Here is a 25,799-nt window from a genome sequence, read left to right as displayed (position 1 = left end):
GGTCTCTAAAGAGCCGTCCGAGACTAGGACGTTGATAGGCAGGGTGTGTAAGCGTTGTGAGGCGTTGAGCTAACCTGTACTAATGACTCGTGAGGCTTAACCATACAACCCAAAAGGGTTTCGTACGATGGTTACTGAATCAAAAGAATACAAAAGTACTTGATTGAAGTGAGGTCATAAATTGCTCCTGCATTTATGACATAGAGTACATCCGTGTACTAAAACTCAGATTGACTCTTAGMTAGAGTACAGCTTTYCRAATTTACARTTTTGTCTGGAAACCATAGCATTGTGGTCCCACCTGATCCCATCCCGAACTCAGAAGTGAAACGCAATCGCGCCGATGGTAGTGTGCGGTCTCCCCATGTGAGAGTAGGTCATTTCCAGGCGCCCAAGAAAGCAAAAAGCCCTAGTCTAAAACGCTAGGGCTTTTTGCTTTCTGCGCTCGCCTAAATTGCTCCTGGCAATTTATGGCACTTCCTACATCCATGTAGGTCGCGCGAAAGCATCTACTTCACCTGCAGTCCAAAGCTGCTTACGCAGTGTGGGCCCCTCAGCTTGCAGCTTAGCTGCTTCGCGCTACAACCATCCATCATCGCTTGATAAGCGGATGCTTTTCGCCCCCATGTGAGGTGACTGTTGTCGCAGTATTTGATTTTTCCTCGAAGCTGGCCATGACAGGCGCATAATAAGACTCTACATGCAGCCAAAGCTATTCATGCAGTGTGGCAGTTTATTGTTCCATTCATAAACTGCATTTCCGCCATCCTTGGTGCTCCCACTGAGCAGATCCTGAACTCGTAGTTTAGCTGCTTCGTACTGGGGCTATCATTCAGATGGTCAGCGATTGTTATTACTCGATAATCCCAGCTCTTCCTTTTCCTTCGACATTCACTTCTTCTTTCTATACCGATACCTTTACGGTCTAAGGGTAGCGCTTATCATTGAAGCGCCTAGCTTTAAAGTTTCGCCTGTTAGATGGGCTATGCTCATCAGTGGTCTTATCGAGCTATTATGGCCCTATTGGAGTGCAGGAGAGGTTTCTTCAAGCAGTCAGACGTGGCTTAGCAAGGGATTATGGGCTTTGTAAGTGAGTCTTAGGTAAGAGAGTCTTAGATAAGAGAAGGGATTTCGAGATGCAAATGTTGAGATGGCGCTTTGCTGTATTGAGTGACTTACGCTAGCAGGGCTGCAATCAATAGGTTGTTATTAGCTTTTGAAGGCAATCATTCATCGAGCCACCTTGTGTAGTCCTGGGGCTAATCTTGCGATAATCGTGGTTGTTTAGAGCAGATTGCTGTTGGCTGAACGTCGGCGTTGATGGCCTTACTTTTGTTAGAAATGCGGGGATATGACTGAATATTCGCTATCTTGCATGAAAAAGCTGCAATTGAGCGAGTTAGCCTTAAAAAGTCCTTTACCTTTGGGAGGGGTTTTAGCATAATGCCCCACGTCAACAGGGGTGTAGTTCCAATTGGTAGAACAGCGGTCTCCAAAACCGATGGTTGCGGGTTCGAGTCCTGCCACCCCTGCCACATTCTAGAGAAGCCGTTCAGAAATGAACGGCTTTTTGCTTTTCTGAATTTCATTATTTCTCTTACCTTCATATCTCTGAGCATGGTGTAGTCTCTGGCCATCGTGACACTCGCGCGGGCAGAGGTTATCCTTAATGGGTTAGCATTTGTCTGGAGGCGATTTGGAACCGAGTGCATATTTAGATGCTATGGGCATTACCCGCTGGGTAGAGAAGGGAGCCGAGCTTCCCTTGTATCATATTCTGGTGGATAAGGGGGCGAGCGTATCGGCCGAACACCCGCTTATCCGTCAGGTGTTGGCGCTGTTTCCACAGCAGGACAAGCAGATTGTCGTCAGCGATTCGTTGAGCAGTAGTACACAAGTGTTCTGGGATATGCGCCGCGTCAGGCTGCCTAAGATGAATTGTATCATTAGCTCTGCTCCTATCGCGGTGCTTGAGCAGGAGTCTCAGGCCAAGCGCGAGCTGTGGCAACATATTTGGGAGAGCGATGTTTATGACATTGGCGCTTAAGAAGCTCACTAAAGAGGATGCGCCTGGCTTGCATGAGCTTGAATCAGCCTGTCATCGTTTCCCCATGTCATTGAGTAATCTCGAGACCTGTTTTGGACGTTTTTACCATGTTATCGGGCTCTTTGATGATGAGGAGCTGTTAGGTTTTGGTATTTTGCATCAACTCTTCGAAGATGCCACCCTGATGGATATTTGTGTCAGGCCCGCTATGCAGGGCCAGGGGCAGGGTAAGCGCCTTACCGAAGCGTTAATTGAGCTGGCAGCGACTCAGGGCGCCGAACGTATGATGTTAGAGGTGAGGGCCTCTAATGAAAGGGCTATCGCCTTATATCGCCAAATGGGCTTTGAACAGACGGGGATGCGGGCCAATTACTATCAGCTAGAGCAGGGGAAAGAGGACGCTATCCTGATGGAGCGTTTGTTTTAGCGGATGGAGAATATAAAAATAGCGCCCAAGGGGCGCTATTTTTTTCTGAGCGTTTAAAGTTAACACTTAATGTCCTTGGGCCTGTTGATCTTTCAAGTTTAATTTTTGTTCAATCTAAACGCGTTTTGCACGAGGCGAGATCCATGAAGCATAGTTACTCTATGTGAATGGCGAACAACAAAGAAATCGTCTGGAACGATTTCTAACAGCGTAGCTGACCGCCTGCGGTGAAAGGCAGGAAGCCTTTCATAAAGTGCAGCGCGTGTTTAGATGAACCCGTTGGGCAGCGTTTGTAGGCGATTTCTACGGTGTTATCGCCAGTTTGTGTAGAAGACTACACAAACTGGCTCTGCCTTGCATAAATCACCTTCAAACTGCTGCAAAAACAAACGGCAAAGATCAACAGGCCCTAGCCTATTTGACCTCTTTACCTTGAGCTTGCAGATCCGCATGGTAGCTTGAACGCACCATAGGGCCACAGGCTGCATGGGTAAAGCCTATCTCTTCGGCATAATCTTTAAGCTCGTCAAACTCTGCAGGCGGCACGTAACGCTCTACCGGCAGGTGGAACTTAGACGGCTGTAGATATTGGCCAAGTGTCAGCATCTCTACGTTGTGGGCGCGCAGGTCGCGCAGTACTTCGGCGATCTCTTCGTTGGTCTCACCTAGGCCCATCATCAAACCCGACTTAGTCGGAATGTTTGGGTGTTGCTCTTTGAATTTCTTCAATAGATCCAGTGACCACTGGTAGTTTGCCCCTGGACGCGCCTTACGATAGTGCTTAGGTGCGGTCTCCAGGTTATGGTTGAAGACATCGGGCGGCTCGGTGGCCAGGATCTCCAGGGCGGCGTCGATACGGCCTCTGAAATCGGGCACTAAGATCTCAATCTTGATCTCAGGATTGAGCTTACGGATCTCACGGATACAGTCGGCAAAGTGTTGAGCGCCACCATCACGTAGATCGTCACGATCCACAGAGGTGATCACCACATATTTCAGCTTCATGTCTTTGATCGTCTGGGCCAGTTTTACCGGCTCTTCGGCGTCAGGCTTAAGGGGACGGCCATGGGCCACATCGCAGAAGGGACAGCGACGGGTACAGATGGCACCTAAGATCATGAAGGTGGCGGTACCATGGTTAAAACACTCGGCAAGGTTAGGGCATGAAGCCTCTTCACATACCGAGTGCAGACCGTTTTTACGCAGCGCCTGCTTGATGTCGACGATACGCTGGTTCGACGCCGGGAGCTTGACTCTCAACCAATCGGGTTTGCGTAGCATGGTTTCGCGCTCGGAAGGCACGACCTTGACCGGAATACGGGAGACCTTGTCGGCATCGCGTAACTTGACTCCGGGTTGTAATCTTTCAGGCCTACTCATATTAGTCTGTTAACCCTTGATGATGTTCTAGATGTTGATAGCCCAATTCTTGGCTAAAGGTTTGGATCAGTTTCTCGCCGGCTTCTTCGACGCTTTGCGGTCCCTTGAGTGGCTTACATTGCGCCATCTCTAATCCGGCATAACCGCAGGGGTTGATGCGTTGAAAGGGGGACATATCCATATCGACGTTTAGGGCCAGGCCGTGGAAGGAGCAGCCCTTGCGGATCCTCAGACCCAGCGAGGCTATCTTTCGTTCGTCGACATAGACTCCTGGGGCATCGGCCTTGGGATAGGCCTCGATATCGTAGAGGGCGAGCATCTTGACGATACTCTGCTCGATATCGGTGACCAGTTGGCGAACGCCTATTTTGAGGCGTTTGATGTCCAGCAGCGGATAGGCGACTAGCTGGCCTGGGCCGTGATAGGTGACTTGGCCACCGCGGTCGACCTGAATGACGGGGATATCGCCGGGGTTGAGAATATGTTCACTCTTGCCTGCCTGGCCCTGAGTGAAAACTGGAGGGTGCTCGACGATCCATAGCTCATCTTGGCTATTTTCATCGCGATTATCGGTATATTCCTGCATGGCGTGCCATACCGACTCGTAATCCTGGCGTCCAAGATGACGAACATGTAAAACCGTATCTTTCAAGGGCAACCTCTCCCCTCTGCGTTTAAGTGCGCCTATTATACGCGCGAAATCAGGAAATGTAAGGTAGATCACATTTCCTAGTTTGCGGACGCGTATTACAGGACGCGCTTAACCCCTTCGATGGCCGCTAACTCTATGTAAAGCAACTCAATTTGTTCTTTACTGTTTACCGTCACCTTGATGGTAATTGAGTGGTAGCTGCCTTTGCTCGAGGCTTTAGAGGTTGGCATATAGTCGCCTGGTACATGACGCTGTACGACGGAAACGACGTCATCGGCGAGTGTGTCTCTGGCATCACCCACGACTTTAAAAGGGAAGGCCGCGGGGAAGTCTAGGAGTTCATGAAACTTGGTGTCTAACATAGCTGTCTATCTCTTGCCTAACTTAATGGCTTTAAAATGGGGGTTATTATACCTAATTCAAGCCTGAGAGGCTAAAAACAAAAAAGTCACCCTTAGGTGACTTTTTACTATGCGATGCATAAAGGCCGGTCGAATTAGCTAAACCAGCTGGCAAACATCTGCTTAAAGTAGTCCATTAGCTTGCTGAACCAGCTACCTTCGTTCACTTCTTGTAGGGTGACCAATGGGAACTGGGCAATGTCTTTGCCGTTTAGCTGGAAGTAGATGCGTCCCACGGTTTCGCCTTTGGCGATAGGGGCGGTCAGCTCTTTGTTCAGCTCGTAGTTGGCTTCAAGGTTCTTGACCTGGCCACGGCTGATGGTTATCGGGGTATCTGTCGTTACGCCCAGATCGACAGACTCTCTGTCACCGTACCAGATTTTCTGGGTAACGAAGCTATCGCCCGCCTTGTAGGGCGTGATGGATTCGAAGAAGCGGAATCCATAGTTAAGTAGCTTCTTGCTTTCAGCCTTACGGGCCGATTCGCTGGCGGTGCCCATGACAACGGATACCAGGCGCATGCCATCTTTCGTCGCAGAAGTCACCAGATTGTAACCGGCGCCCGAGGTGTGGCCGGTCTTGATGCCGTCGACGTTTAGGCTCTTGTCCCACAAGAGACCGTTGCGGTTGTATTGCTTGATGCCGTTATAGGTGAAAGACTTTTCTGAGTAGACGCGGTACTCCTCCGGCACATCGCGGATCAGCGCGGCGCCCAGCAGTGCCATGTCGTAGGCGGTGGTCTTGTGGTTTTCAGAATCCAGGCCGTGAGAGTTTTCAAAGTAACTGTCGCGCATGCCCAGCTGTTTAGCCCAGGAGTTCATCAGATCCACGAAGCCATCTTCGGTGCCGGCAATGTGCTCGGCCATGGCGACACAGGCATCGTTACCCGACTGAATGATGATGCCGCGGTTAAGATCTTCGACCGACACCTGCTTACCCACCTCGATAAACATTTTCGAAGAGTCGGGGAAATTCTTCGACCAGGCATTCTTACTGATGGTTACCTTGTCTTGTGGCGAGATGTTGCCCACCTTGATCTCATGGCCTATCACATAGCTGGTCATCATCTTGGTAAGACTGGCTGGGTTCAGGCTCTCATAGGCGTTCTCTTCGGCGATGATCTGACCCGAGTTGTAATCCATCAGGATAAAGGCTTTGGCTGCAACCTTAGGTGCATCAGGCGTAACAACGGGTGCCGCGTTGGCTGCCGTCAAGGAGAGAGAGGAAGCAAGGAGAAGTGTTTTAAAGCTGTGATTCAGTAATTTCATATTATCAAGGCACGTCTTTTGGTTGAATGCAAAAATTTGGGCGCTATGTCGGGCGAGTATAACATTAGTCGACCATCGAAATCAGTGAAGGTTCCTTAATCTTAAGGAAAAGCACACCGATTTCTGGTGCTTAAGTTATTCGGTCACCAGATAGCTCTGCGGGTAGCCGTTTTGCTGCAGGGTCTGATTGAGTTGGGCGGCGATCTGCTGGCGACCTATGGGACCGAGCTGCAGACGATAGAGGTTGCCGCTCTGCTGGATACGGGTCTTCACCTGGTACTGATTGGCCAGAGTTTGTGCCAGATGATCGATGCGTCCCTTATCGGAGGAGGCGACCACCTGCACATAATGAAGCTTGGTTTCCTGTAGCGCTGCCAGGGCCGCCGACTCTGGGTTCTCTATGTAGATAACCTCGAGTTTCACCTTGGCCGTGCCTGTCTTGAGCATATCCAAGCGGTGCGCCGCGGCGTAGGAGAGATCTATGATGCGGTTATCGTGAAAGGGGCCGCGATCATTGACTCTCACCACGACCGTCTTGTCGTTGGCCAGGTTGGTGACCTTCACATAGCTGGGCAGTGGCAGCGTCTTATGGGCCGCCGACATGGAATACATGTCATAGGTTTCCCCATTGGAGGTGAGATGACCGTGAAACTTAGCGCCGTACCAGGAGGCGATGCCAGTCTTCTGATAGCCCTTGCCTGTGTCGAGCACCCGATAGTTCTTGCCCAGCACGGTATATTCCTTGCTATTACCGCCGCGGCTGTAGGGTTCAAACTTTGGATGAGCGTCTTCTACCTTGGAAACATCGGGCGCGTCTGTGGGCGCCAGATCGTCGGCAATCTTATAGCGACCGCTCTGAGACGAGCAGCCCACTATAGCCAATAGCAGGATGAAAGTGAGCAGTGACAGGGCGTTACTGCTTCGCATAAGCATCTTTAAGTTGTTGGCTAAATTGATAAACCGCCATGGCGTACAGCGGACTACGGTTATAGCGGGTGATCACGTAAAAGTTGTTCAGTCCCAGCCAGTAATCTTTACTTTCTGGCTGCTCAAGCTCGACCAATAGCGCCGGTTGCTGCACATCCAGGTCGACATTTCGCGCCAGGGATATCGTTGGCGAGAGGATGTCGGCGACCTTGTAGGAGAGCTTCTCTCCGGACCAGGTCTTGAGATGCGCGGGCAGATGATGAGTGGTTAAAGGTAGTGTGACTAGGGCGCCTTTCTGCCAGCCGTGCTGATGGAAATAGTTAGCGACGCTGCCGATGGCATCGACAGGATTGCCTACCAGATCCCGGCGGCCGTCGCCGCTAAAATCTACCGCGAAATGACGATAGCTAGAGGGGATGAATTGACCATAACCCATGGCGCCGGCGTAGGAGCCCTTGAGCGAACCTAGATCCAACTCTTCCTCTTTGGCGAGAGTCTGTAACTGTGCCAGCTCCTTGCGAAAGAAGTCGGCCCGCGGCGTGTAGTGAAAGCCTAAGGTGTAGAGGGCATCGATCACCGGATAGGTGCCCATATAGCCACCGTAGAAGGTCTCGATACCGATAATGGCGACGATGATCTCTGGGTCGACCTGATAGGTTTTTGCCGCCTTGGCGATGGTCTCATCGTGTTTCTTCCAGAAAGCCAGCCCCTTTTCCAGACGCTTATCGGTCAGGAAGATGGGATGATACTGATACCAGGGCTTGGCCTCCCAAGGCGTGGTGATTGCGTCGATCACCTTCTGGTTGTAATGGGCGCTGGCCAGAAAGCTGTCTATCTCTGCCTGGCTGAAGCCGGCGCTTAGCTGACGCTCGGTGAAGTCTGTTTTCAACTCACTGATGTCACCCTCTTGGGGGATCACTGCGTCGTCGGCGTGGGCCAGCATGCTGGTACCGCCCAGCAGCAGGGCGAAAATTAGCTGCGAAACTGGTTTCAAATCGTCTTCCTTTAACGGTCAATGAATCGTCTATGGGTATGTATGCTCATCAGGATACCGAAGCCCGTCATCAGGGTCAGCATTGAGGTGCCGCCGTAACTGATGAGAGGCAGAGGTACACCAACTACGGGGAGTAGTCCCGATACCATGCCAATATTCACAAAGACATATACAAAGAAGGTTAAAGTAATACTGCCAGCGAGTAAACGGGCAAAGCTGGTTTGCGCCCGAGAGGCGATCACCAGGCCGCGGCCGATCACATACAGATAGAGACAGAGCAAGATAAGGCTGCCGATCAGGCCAAATTCCTCGCCGATAACGGCGAAGATGAAGTCGGTGTGGCGCTCGGGCAGGAATTCCAGCTGAGACTGGGTACCATCGAGCCAGCCCTTGCCCCAGATGCCGCCGGAGCCGATGGCTATCTTGGATTGAATAATATGGTAGCCGGCGCCCAGGGGATCCTTTTCAGGGTCCAGCAGGGTCAATACCCGGGTGCGTTGGTAGTCATGCATCAGGAAGAACCAGAGCACGGGCAGCATGGCCAGCACACCACCGATGAAACTGCCGACGATGGCCCAGCTCATGCCGGAGAGAAACAGCACGAAGATCCCCGAGGCGGCCACCAAGATAGAGGTGCCCAGATCCGGCTGTTTGGCGATGAGCAGTGTGGGGACCAGCAGAATCACCCCGGCGCCCGCCAGGTAACGCTTCTTCGGCGGCAGGGGAAACTTACTGATATACCAGGCCATGGTGATAGGGAAGGCCAGCTTAATCAGCTCTGAAGGTTGAAACTCCATGAAGCCCAGGTTAAGCCAGCGTTGGGCGCCCTTGTTGATCTCACCAAAGAAATGCACCCCGAGCAGCAATATCACCCCGGCGATATAGATGGGGAAGGCCCAGCGCCTGAGCACCTCGGGATTGATCTGGGCGACAAACAGCATGATCCCCAGCGACAGCCCCATACGGATCAGCTGACGCTCCATCAGCGCCATGTCTTCGCCGCCGGCAGAATAGATGACGAACAGGCCATAGCACATGAGTGCCAGCAGCCCAAGAAGCAGCGGCAGATCGATATGCATACGCTGCCAGATGTTGGGTCTATGGCTATGGGCGTTCATTGTGAGGGCTCCCGGCGGTTTCTAAGGGCAGGTTGTCGCGTAGCATATACTCATCGAGTAGGGCGCGGGCCACAGGGCCTGCGTTGGCGCCACCCCAGCCGGCGTTTTCCAGTACCACGGCCAGCACGATGCGCGGCGCCTCATAGGGGGCGTAGGCGACGATTAAGGCGTTATCCCTCAGGTGTTCGTCGATATTCTCGGCGTCATACTTTTCATCCTCGGCCACACTGAAGACCTGCGCCGTACCCGTCTTCATCGCCGCGGTATAGCCGGCGTCGACAAAGCGCGACTTGTGGGCGGTATCTCGCATCGCCTCGTTGATGATCTGCCAGTTGTGGGGATTCTTCAGCACTACTGGCGCCATCTTGTCCACCGGCGTATCTACCTTGACGGTGTCATTCTTGATCGACTTCAACAAATGAGGCACGAAACGCTCGCCCTTGTTGGCCATGATGGCGGTGGCGTTGGCCAGCTGCAGCGGTGTGGTGGTCCAGTAACCCTGGCCGATCCCGACCGAGATGGTATCGCCCACATACCAGGGCTGATTGTATTTGAGGCGCTTCCAGTCCTTGGATGGCATGTTACCGGCCGATTCCTCGAAGATATCGACGCCGGTACGCTCGCCAAAGCCGAACTGCTGCATGAAGTTGCTGATCTTATCTATGCCTGTCTTGTAGGCCATGTCATAGAAATAGGTGTCGCAGGAGTGCACCAGGGCGCCGTTGACATCGACCCAGCCGTGGCCCCAACGTTTCCAGTCGCGGTATTTACGCTCGACGCCGGGGATCTGCCAAAAGCCAGGATCCCATACTCGGGTCTTTGGCGTAACAGTTTTCTCTTCCAGACCCAGTAGCGCCATATGGGGTTTAACCGTCGATGCCGGGGCGTACTGGCCTTGGGTCGCGCGGTTAATCAAGGGGCGAGAACGGGCGTTGAGCAGCTCGCTGTAGGCCTTAGAGCTGATGCCGTGAACGAACTGGTTGGGGTCGTAGCTGGGGCTGGAGACCATGGCGAGAATGCCACCATCGCGAGGATCGATGGCGACGATGGAGCCGCGGCGTCCGGCGAGGAGTTCCATCGCCTTCTTCTGCAGCTGAAGATCCAATGTCAGGTAGATATCCTGGCCCGGCTCTGGCGCGACAGATTTAAGGGTGCGAATGGTGCGGCCGCGGTTGTTGACCTCTTCCTCAAGGTGTCCCGGCATGCCATGTAACAAGGATTCATAAAATTTTTCGATCCCCTGCTTACCTATGTCCTTGGTGGCGGCGTAGTTTTGCCACTGATCGTTACGCTGCAGCGCCGCCTGATCGCGGTTGTTGATACGGCCCACATAGCCCAGCACATGGGTCAGCAGCCCATTGTAGGGGTAGTGACGTTTCAGGCCCGCGTCGATGGAGAAGCCGGGAAACCTGTGTTGGTTGACGCTAAATATGGCCACTTCCTCTTCCGACAAACGGTTTTTGACCGTTATCGGCTTGAAGCGGCGATGGTATTTTAGAGAGGCGAGAAGATTTTCTCTGTCGTCCTTGCTTAGGGCGACAACCTTGGCAAGTTCGTCTAGGGTCGCGGGGATGTCTTTCACCTTCTCCGGGATTAACTCCAGCGAGTAGAAGGGCTGGTTTTCCGCCAGCAGCTGGCCGTGTCGGTCGTAGATCAGGCCGCGGCTCGGCGCCACTGGCACCACACGAATACGGTTATCGTTGGAGCGGGTCTCGTAGTCTTTGTAAGACAAGACTTGTAGATGATAGAGGTTGCCCAGCAGTATGCTCAGCAAGACCACCACGCAAGCGAAAGTAAAGATGGCGCGGCGTTTGAACAGCGAGGCTTCGGCGGCATGATCATGCATGGCCATCCGTTTACGTGGCGCCAATTATACTCTCTCCGGTAGTATGTTGGTTGTCACTATCATCGTCTATCCCTCGATTGACTCGAGTGCCGTGGGGCGCACTACTCTCTGTGATACGGGTGGTTGTTGTTGATGCTCCAGGCACGGTAAAGGCTCTCGGCGACCAAGACGCGTACCAAGGGGTGGGGCAGGGTCAAGGCCGATAGGCACCAGCTCTGATTCGCCGCCTGTTTACAGGCGGGGGCCAGCCCCTCGGGGCCGCCGATAAGCAGGCTAACATCGCGGCCGTCGAGTTGCCAGCGGTTGAGCTGAGTGGCAAGCTCAGGCGTGGTCCAGTTCTTGCCGGGTAGATCCAGGCTGACGATATGGTTCCCCTTAGGGATAGCCGCCAGCATCTGTTCGCCCTCTTTGTGCAAGATGCGGGCGATGTCGGCATTCTTACCGCGCTTTCCGGCAGGGATCTCGATTAATTCGAAGGCCATGTCCCGGGGGAAACGGCGCTGGTATTCTTCGAAACCTGTGGTGACCCAGGCGGGCATACGAGTGCCCACGGCAACGAGTTGTAACTTCATTAAGCTGGCTTTTCAGACCACAGCTTTTCAAGCTGATAGAAGTCGCGTGTCTTGTCTTGCATCACGTGAACAATCACGTCGCCCAGGTCAACCAGCACCCATTCGCTGCTGTCACGGCCTTCGACGCCATGGATATGTAGGTTGGCACGTTTGGCCTCGAGTACCACGTTCTCGGCAATAGCCTTGACGTGGGTCTTAGAAGTACCCGAACAGACGACCATATAGTCGGTGACATTTGACTTGTCGGTGACTTCGAGTATGACAACATCTTTTGCTTTTAAATCTTCGACTTTGTCGATGACAAACTGTTTAAGCTCGGCGCTTTGCACGCTAAATTCCTCATTCATTTTTAACAGCGAGGCAGTATAACAGGTTATGCCCCTAAAGTAATTGCTAATAGCGGTGAGCAGCATGCCTGTCTGTGCCCGAAAAGGCGCGAGTTTGGCTAAAGGTTGAAGCCTTGTTATTTCACTGTTAGCGATAGAGGTGATGGGCGGCGATATAGTCGGCGATTGCCTGCGGCATGGCGTCTGGTGCCAGCTGGTTTTGGGCGAGCTGCCGACGAATTTCGGTAGAGGAGTAGGGCTGCGGCGTGATGGTGATCGGGAAGATGAGGCCAGCGGTACGGCCCGTGTCGACGGCCTTATTCAGCTCAGCCTTGCCTGCGCGGCGCGCACTCAGTAGCGCCGCCATCTCGCTGTCGCCACAAAGCGTCCAGCCAGGGCGTTGACAGACGGCGATATGGCACAGATCAAACAGCTCTTGCCAGCGATACCAGGTCGGCAGACCGACGAAGGAGTCCATCCCCATGATAAACACCAGCTGATCCTGGCCATGGGTCTGACGCAGTTGCTTGAGGGTCTCTACCGAATAGGAGGGCTGATCGCGCTTGGCCTCGATATCGCACAGCTTGAGCTGCGGGTATTGCCGACAGACCCGTTGGGCCATGGCCAGGCGATGCATGGTTGAGGTGTTGGTGCCCGCCTTGTGGGGGGGAATATGGTTGGGCATCAGCCAGACTTCATCGAGCCCAAGGGCGGCTTGCACCTCGAGCAGTGGCTTGATATGACCATAATGAATGGGATCGAAGGTGCCGCCCAGTATGCCAATTTTCATCTAAACCTGCCTAGCCCAGTTCGATATGGCTAAGGTGAGCGTGGGCCTTGGGATCGTACAGCAGGCAGAGGTGGCTCATGGCGGTCCAATCTTCGGCCCCTTGCTGTTTGAGTTTAAGCTCGATCTTGGAGGCGCTGGCCAGGGCCGTCTCAATCTGATTTAGGCTCAGGCGAGACAGTGCCCCCTGATAGAGCCCCTTGCGCTTGTCCCAGATCCTGAACTGACTCCACAGGCTCTGCAATGGCGTGCCTGCCTCCTGGGCCTGCTTGAGTTGCAACAGGGTCGTCAGCTCCTTAAATTGCCCCCATAGCAAGATGGGGAGCGCCGTGCCTTCGGCCTGTAGCTGCGCCAGGATGTGCTGCGCCTTTTCCTGCTGATTGGCCAGCAGGCAATCGGCCAGCTGGAACACGCTAAAGCGGGACTGGTCTTCGAAGTAGCTTTGCAGTTGCTCGCTGGTGATCTGGCTGCCGGGACTGAGGAGCTGTAATAGCTGTATCGCCTGGTCGGCTGCCAGCAGGTTGCCTTCGTACAGACTCAGCAAGAGTTGCTGGGCATCTTGGGTGAGGTTTAATTTCGCCTCGCGAATGCGGGTCTGCAGCCAGCGCTGAAACTGTGGTCCTTCGGGCGTGGCACAGGGGATGTAAATCCCCCTTTCATCGAGCTGCTTAAACCATTTCGACTTGGTCTGTTCGCTGGCAAGCTTAGGCCCAGTGATGATCAGCAGGATATCTGGATTATCCTGTTGCATCAGGCTCTGTAGCTGGCTGCTGCCTTCGCTGCCTGGCTTGGCCTGGGGCAGGTGAAGCTCTATGATGCGGCGACTGGCGAACAGGCTCATGGTGTTCCATTCATCCTGCAGTTCGCGCCAGTTAAAGCCCGTCTCCTGAGTGAGTTGAATGCGCTCCTCGAAGCCTTCTCGTCGTGCCTGCTCCAATATCGCTCGCTTGCTGGTTTCGCACAGCCAGGGATCGTCGCCAAAGATGAGGTAACAGGGCTTTAGCGGCGAGAGCTGCTTGGTGAGCTGGTCCGGGTAGACGCGCATCAGTTGGTCTCGATAGAGGCCAAGATCTGGATGATCTGGTCGGCGGCCTGGATACGCATCTCTTTCACCAAGAGTTCCATCTCGCGGCTCTTTGCCAGTGCGGTACGGGGATCGTCCAGGTAGTCGCGATGTATGTCGACATCGAAGGCCTTGGCTTCACGCTCGGGATATTGCACCGCGAAGCGGACATGATAGTTGAGCTCATATTCAGCCACATTGCCGGTGGGGTAGAGGGAGAGGGTACTTCTGTCGAGAGAATCGTTGAGGATCCGCACCCTTGGCACGCTGGCGTCATCTTCCACTACAGTGATGCTGTTGAGTCGCAGGCGCTCGCGCACCAGGCGGGTCAGCTCGCTGTATTCGTCCTGACTGCTCAGGGTGAGCGTCTTAAGAGAATCAGGGATCGAGTAGCTGCGCTGAAGTTTAAAACCGCAACCGGCGCTAAGCAGCACCGAGAGGGTTAAGATTGCAAAACATAAGCGTTTAATAAGCATAGGCTAAGCCATCTATTTCCATGTTTGATAAGACTCGGCCACCAGAGGTGGCCGAGTAGAGCGGGCAATTAGTTAGCTACGATATTGAGTAGCTTACCTGGTACATAAATGACCTTACGTACCGTCTTGCCTTCGGTGTGCTTGATAACACCTTCCTCTGCCATACCGGCGGCTTCCACCGTCTCTTTGTCGGCATCGGCGGCCACAGTTATCTTGGCGCGCAGCTTACCGTTTACCTGAACGATGAGCAGCTTGCTGTCTTCTACCAGTGCCGACTCATCGACTTCTGGCCAGAGCACGTTTTCGATAGTCTCTTCGTGACCCAGTGCCTGCCACAGCTCGAAGCTGGTGTGTGGGATGATAGGGTAGAGTAGACGTACCACGGCGCACAGCGCTTCCTGCATCAGGGCTCTGTCTTGCTCGCTGTCCATCGGTGCCTTTTGCAGACGGTTCATCAGCTCCATCACAGAGGCGATGGCGGTGTTGAACATCTGACGACGCTCGATATCGTCACTTACCTTGGCGATGGTCTTGTGCAGCTCGCGGCGCAGTTCCTTCTGGGCGCCATTGAGTGAGGCGACATCCAGTGCAACCGTTGGGCCTTGTGATACATGGTCGTGAGCCAGTTTCCACAGACGCTTGATGAAGCGGTGAGCCCCTTCTACGCTCGACTCTTGCCACTCAAGAGTAAGCTCTGGTGGCGAGGCAAACATCATGAACAGACGCACGGTATCGGCGCCGTACTTGTCTACCATCTCTTGTGGGTCGATACCATTGTTCTTCGACTTAGACATCTTGCTCATGCCGGTGTAAACCAGTTCATGACCTTGGCTGTCGATGGCCTTAACGATACGGCCCTTGTCGTCGGTCTCGGTGACCTTGGCATCGTTTGGCGATACCCAGACGCGGGCACCCTTCTCATCTGTGTAGTAGAAGGCATCGGCCAGTACCATGCCCTGAGTCAGCAGGCGCTTGGCCGGCTCGTCGCTGTTGACCAGGCCGATGTCGCGCAGCAGCTTGTGGAAGAAGCGGAAGTAGAGCAGGTGCATACAGGCGTGCTCGATGCCACCGATATATTGGTCGACCGGCAGCCAGTAGTTGGCCTTGGCTGGGTCCAGCATCTGGTCAGCCTTAGGACTACAGTAGCGGGCGTAGTACCAAGAAGACTCCATGAAGGTGTCGAAGGTATCAGTTTCCCTGAAGGCTTCCTGACCGTTAACTTGGGTTTTGGCCCACTCTTTGTCGGCCTTGATTGGGCTCTGGATACCATCCATGACCACATCTTCCGGCAGGATAACCGGCAGTTGATCTTCTGGGGTTGGCATCACAGTGCCGTCGGCCAGGGTCACCATAGGGATAGGTGCGCCCCAGTAGCGCTGACGGGATACACCCCAGTCGCGCAGACGATAGTTGACCTGACGCTTACCCTTGCCTTCGGCAGAGAGTCTTGCGTCGATGGCATCGAACGCCGCCTGGAAGTCTAGACCATCCAGCTCTGGGAATGAGTCGCCAGAGTTAAACAGAATGCCCTTCTCTGTGTAGGCTTCTTCGCTGATATCCAGCTCGCCGTCTACAGGCTTGATCACGCCTTCGATAGGCAGACCATACTTGGTGGCAAATTCGTAGTCGCGCTGGTCGTGACCAGGTACCGACATCACGGCACCCGTACCATAGTTCATCAGCACGAAGTTAGCGGCCCAGACTGGCACTAGCTTACCTGTCAGCGGGTGAATAGCCTTGAGGCCCGTGTCGACACCCTTCTTCTCCATGACGGCCATGGCGGCTTCCGAGGTATCGGCGTTCTTGCACTCCTCGATAAACTCGGCCAGCACAGGGTTGTTCTCGGCGGCCTGCAACGCCAGAGGGTGACCCGCGGCGATCGCCACATAGGTCACGCCCATCACAGTGTCGGGGCGAGTGGTGTAGATGTCGAAGCTCTGCTCGCCACCCTCGACCTGGAAGGTCATCTCGATACCTTCGCTGCGACCGATCCAGTTGCGCTGCATGGTCTTGACCTGCTCCGGCCATTCGTCCAGCTGGTCGATGTCGTTTAGCAGCTCTTCGGCGTACTCGGTGATCTTGATAAACCACTGGGGGATCTCTTTTTGCACCACAGGGGTGTCACAGCGCCAGCAGCAACCGTCTTGTACCTGCTCGTTGGCCAGTACGGTTTCATCGTTTGGACACCAGTTGACCGAGGCCGTCTTCTTGTAGACCAGCCCTTTGTCATACAGCTTGGTGAAGAACCACTGTTCCCAACGGTAGTATTCTGGGGTGCAGGTGGCGATCTCACGGCTCCAGTCGTAGCCGAAACCCAGCATCTTCAGCTGGTTCCTCATGTAGTCGATATTTTCATAGGTCCAAGGGGCCGGCGCCGTCTTGTTGTTGATAGCGGCATTTTCAGCAGGCAGACCAAAAGAGTCCCAACCTATGGGTTGTAATACGTTTTTTCCTTGCAGACGCTGGTAACGCGCAACGACATCGCCTATGGTGTAGTTGCGGACATGGCCCATATGCAGTCGGCCTGAAGGGTATGGAAACATAGAGAGGCAGTAAAACTTCTCTTTGCTTTCGTCCTCGGTTACTTCAAATGTTTTAGTGTCTTGCCAGTGCTGCTGCACCTTAGCTTCAATCTCTGAAGGTAGATATTGCTCTTGCATTGATGATTCCCGGCCATGCCGCCTATTTATTTGATCTTGCGCATCTTGCGCGCGAGTTAGATCTGCATAGAATAAACTAGAAGTGAGTCATTAAAAAGGTTCGCATGAAGGAGTATTGAACATGAGTGAAAGAAGTACCGAGTTGCTATCGCTTTACCAGGCCCTATTCGAGCAGGTGAAATCGGATTTCTCTGAAGATAACTCAATGACTGCAAAGGAATTATATAAGACTGTCACGGCGAGTAAGGAGTTCTTGTTGCTTAAGGAGCAGGCCAAGGAGGAGGAGCTTGCCCTGGTGGAAGATTTTTTAAAGCGTGATATCGGCAGCTACCTGGCCGAAAAGAACGCCACGGATCTCAGCCATAGTCCCACAGTCATCGCCGCCGAGAATACCCTGTGGCACTGGCTGAGTGAGATAACCGACAGAAGCCAGATTGAGTGGCATGAGGTGACCCAGGACTTCAAGCATCACGGCTATTATCAGAGTGGTGAGATAGTGGGTCAGGGGGTCATGGTCTGTACCGACTGTGGTCACGAGATGCGTATCGAATTCCCCGGCGTGATCCCAGATTGCCCCGAGTGCGACGGCGATCAGTTTACCCGCGAGGCACTTGCACCTTAAGCCGTTGAGCATTTTCTGCCGATACCAGGTGGGTTAACGAAAAAATCCCCGCATCATGCGGGGATTTTTGTATGTGCTCTAAGGAAGGTGCGAATAAGTCCCGTGCTTGCTCTGCGTGTGCTTAAAGTGGATAGATGCTAGGCACAGTTTGCAGCGAATGGCCCTAGTCCTTCGCAAGAACTGTAACGCAGCAAATACCGCTGTAAGCCTCGCCCTGCGGGGCTTTGATAGCAACACCATTTCGGCGTTATTCAACTTCAGCAGGCCTCGGCATGCCCTCAGTTGAATGCCTTGAACTGTCGCTGCTATCAAAGCCAGAGCTGTGCNTGCTTGCTCTGCGTGTGCTTAAAGTGGATAGATGCTAGGCACAGTTTGCAGCGAATGGCCCTAGTCCTTCGCAAGAACTGTAACGCAGCAAATACCGCTGTAAGCCTCGCCCTGCGGGGCTTTGATAGCAACACCATTTCGGCGTTATTCAACTTCAGCAGGCCTCGGCATGCCCTCAGTTGAATGCCTTGAACTGTCGCTGCTATCAAAGCCAGAGCTGTGCGACGACTTGTTCGCACCTTCCCTAAACGCCTAGAGATAAAGGTTATACCAATCACAGTAAACATGTGATCAGAAATAACGCAGGAAAAACGCTTGAGAACAAAGCAGGATTTTTAGATAAGTAGTTATTCTACAATTAAAAATACTAATACAGTTATCGAGCGTTTTAACAAGCTAGAATGATCAATTGTTTATTACGCTTGGTATTAGAGGCGCAGGCGGCGGATCACCGCGCCTATCAAGACTATGGTGCACAGCAGCAAGAGCGGTGTCTGACCCCAGCGGGCAAACCCCGTACTGCCCGTAACCAGGGGAACCTCGGCCTTGAGTACGCCAGTCTCAAACTGCGGCAGGCTATGGGTTATCTTGCCGCTTGGGTTAACCACGGCGGTCACCCCATTGTTGGTGGCCCTCAGTAGCGGCCGACCCAACTCGATGGCACGCATCTGGGCTATTTCCATGTGTTGTAACGGCCCGTTTGAGCGGCCGAACCAGGCGTCGTTGGAGACGGTGAGCAGCAGCTCTGTGCCTCCATTGACGTTGGCCCTTAACTGTTCGGGGAAGGCAATTTCATAACAGATGGCCGGTGCCACCTGATGACCGACGACATCTAAATTGGGCTGCTTAAAATCGCCCCTGGCGAAGGAGGACATGGGCAGGTTAAAGAAGGGCGCCAGCGGCCTGAGGAGATCTTCCAGGGGCACAAACTCACCTATGGGCAGCAGATGATGCTTACGAAACTCGTTGCTGCCATCGCCGCGATAATCAGGGCTCTCTTGCTGTAACTGCTGGTGGTTACCCAGGACAATCAGCGAGTTATAGAAGCGATTCTGTTGCTTGCTGATGATGCCTGTGATGATGGCGCTGTTATTCAGGCTGGCGACCTTGTTGGCGTTATCGAGAAACTCTTCCACCATATACTCGGGCGCGGGGATCGCCGCCTCCGGCCAGATAAACAGGTCGGTATCGGCCAGCGATGGCCTGGAGAGATCCATATACTTGAGCATGGTGGGCCAGAGCGCCTCGGGCTGCCACTTCATGCTCTGGGCGATATTGCCCTGTACCAGTGCCACCCTGACGGACTTACCTGTTGGCGAAATGGGCGACAGTTGTGCGCTGGCGAATGCCCCCAGGCCCGCAAGGCTAGTAATAAGCAGTAATGGCAAGGCTCTTAACCCTATTGCCCTCACTCCCTTGCCGCTAGGTGTGACGGCAAAGGCCAAGGCGCCGGCGATTATAGTCAGGACAAGGCTGAGCCCTAGAGCGCCAATGTTGCTGGCTAAAGGTGCCAGAGGCCCATTGGTCTGGCTGTAGCCGGCCCAGAGCCAGGGAAATCCGGTCAATACCCAGCCTCTGGCCCACTCGGTGAGTACCCAGGCGGCGGGGAAGACGGCGAGATAGCGTAGCATTAGCGACTTTGGCACGAGTCTGATACTGAGGTAGGCCGCCAGCGCCGGGTAGAGCGCCAGGTAGAGGGCCAGGATGGCCATGAGTCCCAGTGAGGCGATAAGCGGCAGGCCACCGAAGGTGTCCATGCTGACGTGCACCCAGCTGATCCCCACCGAGAAACAGCCAAAGCCGAAGCTTAGCCAGTAGAGAAAGGTCTGTCTCGGGGTCAGCGCGCGGCTGTGACCCAGGGCGAACGCCATGGCAAGCGGGTAGATGGGCCAGAGGCCATAGGGGGCGAAAGCCAGTGCGGTACTGGCACCCGCCAGATAGGCGAGTACCAGCCGTATTACAGCATGATGGGCAATTGCCCTAAGTCGTAGCAGCATTATAGCCTCATCAGGGACCGAAGGTTTAGGCGCTTTCTTCTTCGGTCTGGGGATCGGGAAGTTTAACCCTAAGTTGAACCAGCCTGCGGGTATCGGCGCTAATCACCTTAAATTCAATTTCATCTATGGTGATCTTCTCGTTGCGCTCGGGCAGATGACCGAAGGCATGGGAAACCAGGCCGCCGACGGTATCGAACTCTTCGTCACTAAATTGGGTGCCAAAGGTCTCGTTAAAGTCGTCGATGGGGGTCAGTGCCTTGACCATGTAGATCTGTTTACCCACCTTGCGGATCTCAGTCTCTTCGGCGGAGTCGTGATCGAACTCGTCTTCGATCTCGCCGACGATCTCTTCGAGGATATCCTCGATGGTCACCAGGCCAGATACCCCGCCATATTCATCGACGACGATCGCCATGTGGTAGCGCTGAGAACGGAATTCCTTCAGTAGCACGTCGACACGTTTGCTCTCTGGTACCACCACGGCAGGGCGGATCACCTGCTCGAGAGAAAAGGGCTCTTCATTGTTCTTAAAGCCGTACTGCAGCAGATCTTTGGCCAGCAGTATGCCTTCGATATGATCTTTATCTTCGTTGACCACGGGGAAGCGGGAATGGGCCGAGCCGATGACGGTCGACAGTAGCTCCTCTACCGTGTTGTCGATTTTTAGCGCCACAATTTGTGCCCGTGGGATCATGATGTCACGCACGCGCAGATCGGAGACTTCTAAAACACCTTTAATCATTTCGCGCGTGTCTTCGCTGATCACTTCTCTCTGTTCAGCGTCGTGGATCACCTCCACTAACTCGTCGCGACTCTGTGGTTCGCCCTGGAATAACTGACTTACTTTTTCAAACCAGCCCTTCTTATGGGCGTTGCTACTCGGTGGGTTATCGTCACTCATAGTAATTTCCTGACCAGAATTGGTCGGCTATTGCTCCTTGTAAGGATTGGGAAATCCCAAACTTTCAATAAGTTGAGTCTCTAAAGACTCCATCTCTTCTGCTTCGCTATCGATAATATGATCATACCCTAGCAGATGCAGACAACCATGTACAACCATGTGGGCCCAGTGGGCTTCGAGGCTTTTTCCTTGGATTTCAGCCTCCTGTTCGACCACAGGCACACAGATCACTAAGTCGCCCAGCAGCGGCAGCTCTACCTCCGGGGGCGACTCGAACGGGAATGATAGCACATTTGTCGGCTTGTCTTTGCCTCTATAGGTATGATTTAACTGCTGGCTTTCCGCTTCATCGACCAGGCGTATGGTCATCTCCGCTTCGGGCATGACGTTGCCCAGGGCCAGACGCACCCATGACTCAAACTGTGCCTGGCTCGGCACCTGGTCGGCCTGGGTCGCCAGTTGCAGATCCAGGTGCAGTGCGATTGGGTTATCAGGCGTCATGATGCTTAGGCTCCTCAGTCTTAAACTGGCTCTCGCGCTTGGCCTTCTCGCTGGCCACCTTCTGATCGTGTGCCTCATAGGCCTCGACGATACGGGCAACCACGGGGTGGCGCACCACATCCTTGGCCTGGAAGAAGTTAAAGCTTACCTCGTCGACTTCGCTAAGCACCTCAATAGCATGGCGCAGGCCAGACTTCTGGTGCTTGGGTAGGTCTATCTGGGTGATATCGCCGGTGATCACCGCGCGGGAGTTGAAGCCGATACGGGTGAGGAACATCTTCATCTGCTCTACCGTGGTATTTTGGCTCTCATCCAGGATGATAAAGGCATCATTTAGGGTGCGGCCACGCATATAGGCCAGCGGCGCGACTTCGATGACGCTGCGTTCAATCAGGCGCTCGACCTTTTCGAAACCCATCATCTCAAACAGGGCGTCATACAGGGGACGCAAATAGGGGTCGACCTTCTGGCTGAGATCGCCCGGGAGGAAGCCTAGCTTCTCACCGGCCTCGACCGCTGGACGGGTCAACAGGATGCGTCTGACTTCCTGGCGTTCTAGGGCATCGACCGCCGCGGCGACCGCCAGATAAGTTTTACCCGTACCGGCAGGGCCGATACCAAAGCTGATGTCGTGACGCACGATATTGGCCACATAATCGCTCTGGTTGGGATTGCGGGGCTTGACCACGCCACGCTTGGTTTTGATATAGAGCTCTTTGTCGTCGCGAGGGGCCTCGGCTTCCAGGGCGATCGCCTCTTGAATTGCCATGTGCACCTTATCGGGCTCCAGGTCAGGCGTGCTGCCACGTACCGGCTGGGTCTCGACATAGAGTTCTTTGAGCAGATTATTGACCGTCAGACAGTTGCGGGCCTGACCGACAATTTGAAAATGGTTGTTGCGATAGTTGATCTCGACGCCGATGCGACGCTCGAGTTGTTTGATATTGTCATCAAAGGGCCCGCAGAGTGATGCTAGTCGACGGGTATCAGACGGCTCGAGATACAGATTGAGCGTTGTGAGTTTGTTTGACAAAAATAGCTCCAGTTGCGTTTGTCGTTAAAGCGTGTCCTGTAGGGGATAATTCCCAACAGACTATAGTGACAGTTTACGAGGCATTAAGTTTAATTGCTAATGCTATTTGATTGCACTATTTGATTGAAAATCCGCCGCCGCTAATAGGGTTTACCGATTCGACGTCCAACAAAAAAGCGACCCCTAGGGTCGCTCTTCAATTAGGCCTTAAGTGAGACCTAAGGGATAAACTGAGTCACCCCAAGATCGTCATCTTTCTTATGCTTGGCCAGGATGTCAGACGGGCGCAGGTCGCGGCGCAGGTCCATCTCATCTTCGCCGCGGATAAACTTACCGCGCAGCGAGTTGGTGAACACGTCGACGATCTCGACGTCGACGAAGCTACCTATATGCTTAGGATCGGCTTCGAAGTTCACGACACGGTTGTTTTCGGTGCGACCGCGCAGCTCCATCGGGTTCTTGACCGAAGGCCCCTCAACCAGAATACGCTGCACTGTGCCTAGCATCTGACGGCTGTAGCGCATCGCCTGCTGGGTGATCCTGTCTTGCAGAATCGCCAGGCGTTCCTTCTTCTCATCGAGAGACACATCGTCAGGCAGATCCGAGGCGGGCGTGCCTGGACGCGCGCTGTAGATAAAGCTGAAGCTGTGGTCGAACTGTACATCTTCAATCAGCTTCATGGTGTCGGCGAAATCCTGCTTAGACTCGCCAGGGAAGCCGACGATGAAGTCAGAGCTTATCTGGATATCGGGTCTCGCCTTACGCAGGCGGCGGATGATCGACTTATATTCGATGGCCATGTGACCACGCTTCATCTGGGTGAGGATCAGATCGGAACCAGACTGTACCGGCAGATGCAGGAAGCTCACCAACTCTGGAGTGTCTTCATACACATCTATGATGTCCTGAGTAAACTCGATCGGGTGGCTGGTGGTGAAACGAATACGATCGATACCGTCGATGGCGGCCACATAACGCAGTAGCTCGGCGAAAGTACAGATATCGTCATCGTGGGTCGCACCGCGATAGGCATTCACGTTTTGCCCTAGCAGGTTAACCTCGCGCACGCCTTGCTCGGCGAGCTGAGCGATTTCCAGGATCACATCGTCCAGCGGACGACTGACTTCTTCACCACGGGTGTATGGCACCACGCAGAAAGAGCAATACTTGCTGCAGCCTTCCATGATGGAAACGAAGGCGCTTGGGCCTTCCGCGCGCGGCTCTGGCAGGCGATCGAACTTTTCGATTTCGGGGAAGCTGACATCGATGACGGCCTTGCCGCCCTGCTGGATCTGGTCGATCATCTCTGGCAGACGATGCAGTGTCTGTGGGCCGAAGATCAGGTCGACACACTGGGCTCTGTCTTTGATCGCCTTACCTTCTTGAGACGCCACACAGCCACCTACACCTATGATTAGGTTGGGGTTCTTGTCTTTTAGCGTCTTCCAGCGACCCAGCTGGTGGAATACTTTTTCCTGTGCTTTTTCGCGAATCGAGCAGGTGTTGAGTAGCAGTACATCTGCTTCTTCTGCCTCTTCGGTCAAGGTATAGCCTTGATATTCGTCGAGTAGGTCGGCCATCTTTGATGAGTCATACTCATTCATCTGACAGCCCCAGGTTTTAATGTGGAGTTTCTTACTCATCAGTTTTGCGCCGTTGTTGCAACTACTGGGAAAAATAGCGCGACATTTTACCCTCTGAGTGCTCCGCTGGCTAGCTTTTGCACGTCATAAGCGCGAATTTACTCGGTGCGGGCGGTTGCTTTGGCCGGGAAATCCACCAGGGCGACCTGTCGTTGAGCAGTCTGGGTAAAGAAGGCATCGGCCATCGCCTGACTATTGTTTTTGGCCTGGCGCTGTATGCTAGTTCGGATCTCCGCCCTATAATGACTCATTAATTCAATCGTATATTGATATAGGGCATAATCTAGCGGGTTGCGATAGGTTACAGTCATCTTCTCCATCAGAGGAGCACTCGTCGCAGGGGCCGAGGCCGACATTAGACTGGCGGCGGTAAATAGGCTGGCTATCAGTAACTTTTTCATAGAACACTCCATGACACTCAGCATTGTTGGTTTAGCTGTTTTGCAAGTTAGCTGTGAATTGAGGGTTAGCTGTGAATTGAGAGTGTAAAGGCCGCATCTGAGTTACGCGCCGTGCCTTTGTAACTGAGTGTGAGCAGTTGCCAGCCTGGTAACATTTATATACGCAATCCGCCGATGTGACATATTTGGTAATAAGAAGTAGGGAGTCGAACTCAAGGTGAGTCAGAACCAGCGCAAGACCTTAGTAAAAGATGTTGTCGTGTTAGGCGGTATGGTGGGGGCGGCGACCGCCCTCGGGTTAGCGCAGCTTGGCCTGTCGGTGGCGGTGGTTGAGGCCTATGCGCCTAAGGCCTACGACGGTGAGCAAGCATTGGATCTTAGGGTGTCGGCCATCAGCGTGGCCTCGGAGCAGTTGCTCGAGCGCCTGGGTGCCTTGTCGGCCCTCGGTGAGATGCGCCAGGTGGCCTACAAGGGGCTGGAAACCTGGGAAATCGATGGCTGCATCACTCAGTTTCACAGCGACCAGATAGGTGCCACTCACCTTGGGCATATCGTCGAGAACCGCCTGGTGCAGCTGGCGCTGTGGCAGCAATTTGAGCAGCATGACAACCTTAGCCTGCTCTGTCCGGCCAAGGTGAGTCAGTTTACCCGTGTCGACGATGGCATTCGCCTAACCCTGGACGATGGCAGCGAGATAGAGACACGTCTGTTGGTCGGCGCCGATGGCGCTAATTCTCAGGTGCGCCAGTGGGCAGGCATAGGGGTGACGGGCTGGGACTACGCCCAGTCGGCCATGCTGATCAATATTGCCACTGAGCAGGAAGAGCAGGATGTCACCTGGCAGCAGTTTACTCCTAAGGGGCCGCGGTCCCTGTTACCCCTACCGGGTAAGCACGCCTCCCTGGTGTGGTATGACGATGCCAGCCGTATCGCCCAGCTACAAAGCCTGAGTCCTCAAGCCCTGTATGAACAGATAGATGCGCATTTCCCCAAGCGCCTGGCCCGTGAGTTTAAGGTGCTCTCTAAGGGAAGCTTTAAGCTGACCCGCCGCCACGCGCAGCGCTATTTTGACGATCACCTAGTGATCCTGGGCGACGCCGCCCATACCATCAACCCGCTGGCCGGGCAGGGCGTTAACCTGGGCTTTAAGGATGTCAGCGCCCTGATAGACACCTTTGCCGATGCCATCGCTAACCATAAATGCTGGTGGGACAATGATGTGCTCAAGCAATACCAAAGTAAGCGTTACGCCGACAATCAGTTGATGATGACCACCATGGATCTCTTCTACGCCGGCTTTAGTAACGATCTCCTGCCGCTGAAGCTACTACGAAACGGCGCCCTCAAGCTGGCTAATATCGATGGGCCCATCAAGCAGAAGGTACTCAAATACGCCATGGGGCTCTAAGCATCATGGCGTAAACCTCCCG

General features: G+C 53.8%; 24 protein-coding genes, 1 tRNA gene and 2 rRNA genes. 7 read left to right on the top strand and 20 right to left on the bottom strand.

The features are described 5' to 3' along the window. The 5 genes from L1D47_RS05605 to rimI all read left to right on the top strand — a co-directional run. Positions 1–104, top strand: a 23S ribosomal RNA gene (locus L1D47_RS05605); the annotation flags it as partial. A 169-nt stretch (positions 105–273) separates the two neighbouring features. Continuing rightward, positions 274–389 (top strand): 5S ribosomal RNA (gene rrf / locus L1D47_RS05600). A 1,069-nt stretch (positions 390–1,458) separates the two neighbouring features. Then, positions 1,459–1,535: transfer RNA gene (locus L1D47_RS05595), tRNA-Trp, on the top strand. Between the two features lie 161 nt (positions 1,536–1,696). Next, positions 1,697–2,047 carry a hypothetical protein gene (locus L1D47_RS05590; protein WP_239882882.1) on the top strand — a complete coding sequence of 117 codons (351 nt, stop codon included), beginning with the start codon at positions 1,697–1,699 and terminating at the stop codon, positions 2,045–2,047. Continuing rightward, entirely contained in the window at positions 2,025–2,474 is a 450-nt protein-coding gene (gene rimI / locus L1D47_RS05585; RefSeq protein ID WP_239882881.1) for a ribosomal protein S18-alanine N-acetyltransferase, read from the top strand. Before L1D47_RS05590 ends, rimI begins: the two co-directional genes overlap by 23 nt. Before the next feature lie 414 nt (positions 2,475–2,888). On the opposite strand, the gene lipA is transcribed toward rimI, so the two are convergent. From lipA to leuS, 14 genes are all read right to left on the bottom strand, one after another. Then, positions 2,889–3,854, bottom strand: coding sequence for a lipoyl synthase (gene lipA / locus L1D47_RS05580; RefSeq protein ID WP_239882880.1), 966 nt, complete (start codon positions 3,852–3,854; stop codon positions 2,889–2,891). Between the two features lies 1 nt (position 3,855). Then, on the bottom strand, positions 3,856–4,506 hold the full coding sequence (lipB, locus tag L1D47_RS05575; protein WP_041509021.1) for a lipoyl(octanoyl) transferase LipB: 651 nt from the start codon (positions 4,504–4,506) through the stop codon (positions 3,856–3,858). Positions 4,507–4,601: 95 nt separating this feature from the next. Continuing rightward, complete coding sequence (gene ybeD / locus L1D47_RS05570; protein ID WP_041509022.1) at positions 4,602–4,868, bottom strand: DUF493 family protein YbeD; 267 nt, start codon at positions 4,866–4,868, stop codon at positions 4,602–4,604. Positions 4,869–5,002: 134 nt separating this feature from the next. After that, positions 5,003–6,175 carry a serine hydrolase gene (locus tag L1D47_RS05565; protein ID WP_239882879.1) on the bottom strand — a complete coding sequence of 391 codons (1,173 nt, stop codon included), beginning with the start codon at positions 6,173–6,175 and terminating at the stop codon, positions 5,003–5,005. Between the two features lie 135 nt (positions 6,176–6,310). After that, positions 6,311–7,108 (bottom strand): septal ring lytic transglycosylase RlpA family protein, encoded by a 798-nt coding sequence (locus tag L1D47_RS05560; RefSeq protein WP_239882878.1) that lies wholly within the window; start codon positions 7,106–7,108, stop codon positions 6,311–6,313. Then, positions 7,089–8,045, bottom strand: coding sequence for a lytic murein transglycosylase B (gene mltB, locus L1D47_RS05555; RefSeq protein WP_239882887.1), 957 nt, complete (start codon positions 8,043–8,045; stop codon positions 7,089–7,091). The genes L1D47_RS05560 and mltB overlap by 20 nt, the downstream gene beginning before the upstream one ends. A gap of 62 nt (positions 8,046–8,107) precedes the next feature. Beyond that, positions 8,108–9,214 carry a rod shape-determining protein RodA gene (gene rodA, locus L1D47_RS05550; protein WP_041509026.1) on the bottom strand — a complete coding sequence of 369 codons (1,107 nt, stop codon included), beginning with the start codon at positions 9,212–9,214 and terminating at the stop codon, positions 8,108–8,110. Further along, entirely contained in the window at positions 9,201–11,084 is a 1,884-nt protein-coding gene (gene mrdA, locus L1D47_RS05545; RefSeq protein WP_239882877.1) for a penicillin-binding protein 2, read from the bottom strand. The genes rodA and mrdA overlap by 14 nt, the downstream gene beginning before the upstream one ends. A gap of 77 nt (positions 11,085–11,161) precedes the next feature. Beyond that, positions 11,162–11,632, bottom strand: a complete 471-nt coding sequence (gene rlmH / locus L1D47_RS05540; protein ID WP_041509028.1) for a 23S rRNA (pseudouridine(1915)-N(3))-methyltransferase RlmH — start codon at positions 11,630–11,632, stop codon at positions 11,162–11,164. Continuing rightward, on the bottom strand, positions 11,632–11,961 hold the full coding sequence (gene rsfS / locus L1D47_RS05535) for a ribosome silencing factor (protein ID WP_239882876.1): 330 nt from the start codon (positions 11,959–11,961) through the stop codon (positions 11,632–11,634). The genes rlmH and rsfS overlap by 1 nt, the downstream gene beginning before the upstream one ends. Positions 11,962–12,106: 145 nt before the next feature. Continuing rightward, positions 12,107–12,748, bottom strand: coding sequence for a nicotinate-nucleotide adenylyltransferase (nadD, locus tag L1D47_RS05530; protein ID WP_239882875.1), 642 nt, complete (start codon positions 12,746–12,748; stop codon positions 12,107–12,109). Between the two features lie 10 nt (positions 12,749–12,758). Next, a complete protein-coding gene (holA, locus tag L1D47_RS05525) occupies positions 12,759–13,790 on the bottom strand; it encodes a DNA polymerase III subunit delta (RefSeq protein ID WP_239882874.1) in 1,032 nt (343 codons plus the stop codon). After that, on the bottom strand, positions 13,790–14,284 hold the full coding sequence (gene lptE, locus L1D47_RS05520) for an LPS assembly lipoprotein LptE (RefSeq protein ID WP_041509031.1): 495 nt from the start codon (positions 14,282–14,284) through the stop codon (positions 13,790–13,792). Before lptE ends, holA begins: the two co-directional genes overlap by 1 nt. 68 nt (positions 14,285–14,352) lie before the next feature. Further along, on the bottom strand, positions 14,353–16,944 hold the full coding sequence (gene leuS, locus L1D47_RS05515; RefSeq protein ID WP_239882873.1) for a leucine--tRNA ligase: 2,592 nt from the start codon (positions 16,942–16,944) through the stop codon (positions 14,353–14,355). Between the two features lie 121 nt (positions 16,945–17,065). Here leuS and L1D47_RS05510 point away from each other — a divergent pair, with 121 nt between their 5' ends. After that, on the top strand, positions 17,066–17,566 hold the full coding sequence (locus L1D47_RS05510) for a zinc ribbon-containing protein (RefSeq protein ID WP_239882872.1): 501 nt from the start codon (positions 17,066–17,068) through the stop codon (positions 17,564–17,566). 755 nt (positions 17,567–18,321) lie between these two features. Here the strand turns inward: L1D47_RS05510 and lnt are convergent. The 6 genes from lnt to L1D47_RS05480 all read right to left on the bottom strand — a co-directional run bounded on the left by lnt (position 18,322) and on the right by L1D47_RS05480 (position 24,369). Further along, positions 18,322–19,890: an apolipoprotein N-acyltransferase gene (gene lnt / locus L1D47_RS05505; protein ID WP_239882871.1), complete on the bottom strand. Its 1,569-nt coding sequence runs from the start codon at positions 19,888–19,890 to the stop codon at positions 18,322–18,324. A gap of 25 nt (positions 19,891–19,915) precedes the next feature. Beyond that, positions 19,916–20,791: a CNNM family magnesium/cobalt transport protein CorC gene (corC, locus tag L1D47_RS05500; RefSeq protein WP_239882870.1), complete on the bottom strand. Its 876-nt coding sequence runs from the start codon at positions 20,789–20,791 to the stop codon at positions 19,916–19,918. A gap of 27 nt (positions 20,792–20,818) precedes the next feature. Next, positions 20,819–21,292, bottom strand: coding sequence for an rRNA maturation RNase YbeY (ybeY, locus tag L1D47_RS05495; protein WP_041509036.1), 474 nt, complete (start codon positions 21,290–21,292; stop codon positions 20,819–20,821). Beyond that, positions 21,282–22,325 carry a PhoH family protein gene (locus tag L1D47_RS05490; protein ID WP_239882869.1) on the bottom strand — a complete coding sequence of 348 codons (1,044 nt, stop codon included), beginning with the start codon at positions 22,323–22,325 and terminating at the stop codon, positions 21,282–21,284. The genes ybeY and L1D47_RS05490 overlap by 11 nt, the downstream gene beginning before the upstream one ends. 218 nt (positions 22,326–22,543) lie before the next feature. Then, positions 22,544–23,968 (bottom strand): tRNA (N6-isopentenyl adenosine(37)-C2)-methylthiotransferase MiaB, encoded by a 1,425-nt coding sequence (miaB, locus tag L1D47_RS05485; protein ID WP_160798089.1) that lies wholly within the window; start codon positions 23,966–23,968, stop codon positions 22,544–22,546. Between the two features lie 98 nt (positions 23,969–24,066). Continuing rightward, positions 24,067–24,369 carry a hypothetical protein gene (locus L1D47_RS05480; RefSeq protein WP_052813650.1) on the bottom strand — a complete coding sequence of 101 codons (303 nt, stop codon included), beginning with the start codon at positions 24,367–24,369 and terminating at the stop codon, positions 24,067–24,069. A gap of 217 nt (positions 24,370–24,586) precedes the next feature. Here L1D47_RS05480 and L1D47_RS05475 point away from each other — a divergent pair, with 217 nt between their 5' ends. Then, complete coding sequence (locus L1D47_RS05475) at positions 24,587–25,777, top strand: FAD-dependent monooxygenase (RefSeq protein WP_345778755.1); 1,191 nt, start codon at positions 24,587–24,589, stop codon at positions 25,775–25,777. Positions 25,778–25,799 lie beyond the last annotated feature (22 nt).

The sequence above is a fragment of the Shewanella sp. Isolate7 genome, from assembly GCF_022398425.1.
Classification (GTDB): domain Bacteria; phylum Pseudomonadota; class Gammaproteobacteria; order Enterobacterales; family Shewanellaceae; genus Shewanella.
The sequence above is the reverse complement of the archived record's forward strand: the minus strand, read 5'-3'. Positions and strand labels throughout refer to the sequence as shown.

What these genes read in the sequence shown, in the direction of transcription:
- miaB (WP_160798089.1), bottom strand. Translation starts at nt 23,968, where the DNA reads ATGAGTAAGAAACTCCACATTAAAACCTGGGGCTGTCAGATGAATGAG.
- L1D47_RS05560 (WP_239882878.1), bottom strand. Translation starts at nt 7,108, where the DNA reads ATGCTTATGCGAAGCAGTAACGCCCTGTCACTGCTCACTTTCATCCTG.
- lnt (WP_239882871.1), bottom strand. Translation starts at nt 19,890, where the DNA reads ATGCTGCTACGACTTAGGGCAATTGCCCATCATGCTGTAATACGGCTG.
- ybeD (WP_041509022.1), bottom strand. Translation starts at nt 4,868, where the DNA reads ATGTTAGACACCAAGTTTCATGAACTCCTAGACTTCCCCGCGGCCTTC.
- nadD (WP_239882875.1), bottom strand. Translation starts at nt 12,748, where the DNA reads ATGAAAATTGGCATACTGGGCGGCACCTTCGATCCCATTCATTATGGT.
- L1D47_RS05565 (WP_239882879.1), bottom strand. Translation starts at nt 6,175, where the DNA reads ATGAAATTACTGAATCACAGCTTTAAAACACTTCTCCTTGCTTCCTCT.
- L1D47_RS05480 (WP_052813650.1), bottom strand. Translation starts at nt 24,369, where the DNA reads ATGAAAAAGTTACTGATAGCCAGCCTATTTACCGCCGCCAGTCTAATG.
- L1D47_RS05510 (WP_239882872.1), top strand. Translation starts at nt 17,066, where the DNA reads ATGAGTGAAAGAAGTACCGAGTTGCTATCGCTTTACCAGGCCCTATTC.
- corC (WP_239882870.1), bottom strand. Translation starts at nt 20,791, where the DNA reads ATGAGTGACGATAACCCACCGAGTAGCAACGCCCATAAGAAGGGCTGG.
- ybeY (WP_041509036.1), bottom strand. Translation starts at nt 21,292, where the DNA reads ATGACGCCTGATAACCCAATCGCACTGCACCTGGATCTGCAACTGGCG.
- lipA (WP_239882880.1), bottom strand. Translation starts at nt 3,854, where the DNA reads ATGAGTAGGCCTGAAAGATTACAACCCGGAGTCAAGTTACGCGATGCC.
- rimI (WP_239882881.1), top strand. Translation starts at nt 2,025, where the DNA reads ATGTTTATGACATTGGCGCTTAAGAAGCTCACTAAAGAGGATGCGCCT.
- holA (WP_239882874.1), bottom strand. Translation starts at nt 13,790, where the DNA reads ATGCGCGTCTACCCGGACCAGCTCACCAAGCAGCTCTCGCCGCTAAAG.
- leuS (WP_239882873.1), bottom strand. Translation starts at nt 16,944, where the DNA reads ATGCAAGAGCAATATCTACCTTCAGAGATTGAAGCTAAGGTGCAGCAG.
- rodA (WP_041509026.1), bottom strand. Translation starts at nt 9,214, where the DNA reads ATGAACGCCCATAGCCATAGACCCAACATCTGGCAGCGTATGCATATC.
- mltB (WP_239882887.1), bottom strand. Translation starts at nt 8,045, where the DNA reads ATGCTGGCCCACGCCGACGACGCAGTGATCCCCCAAGAGGGTGACATC.
- lptE (WP_041509031.1), bottom strand. Translation starts at nt 14,284, where the DNA reads ATGCTTATTAAACGCTTATGTTTTGCAATCTTAACCCTCTCGGTGCTG.
- rlmH (WP_041509028.1), bottom strand. Translation starts at nt 11,632, where the DNA reads ATGAAGTTACAACTCGTTGCCGTGGGCACTCGTATGCCCGCCTGGGTC.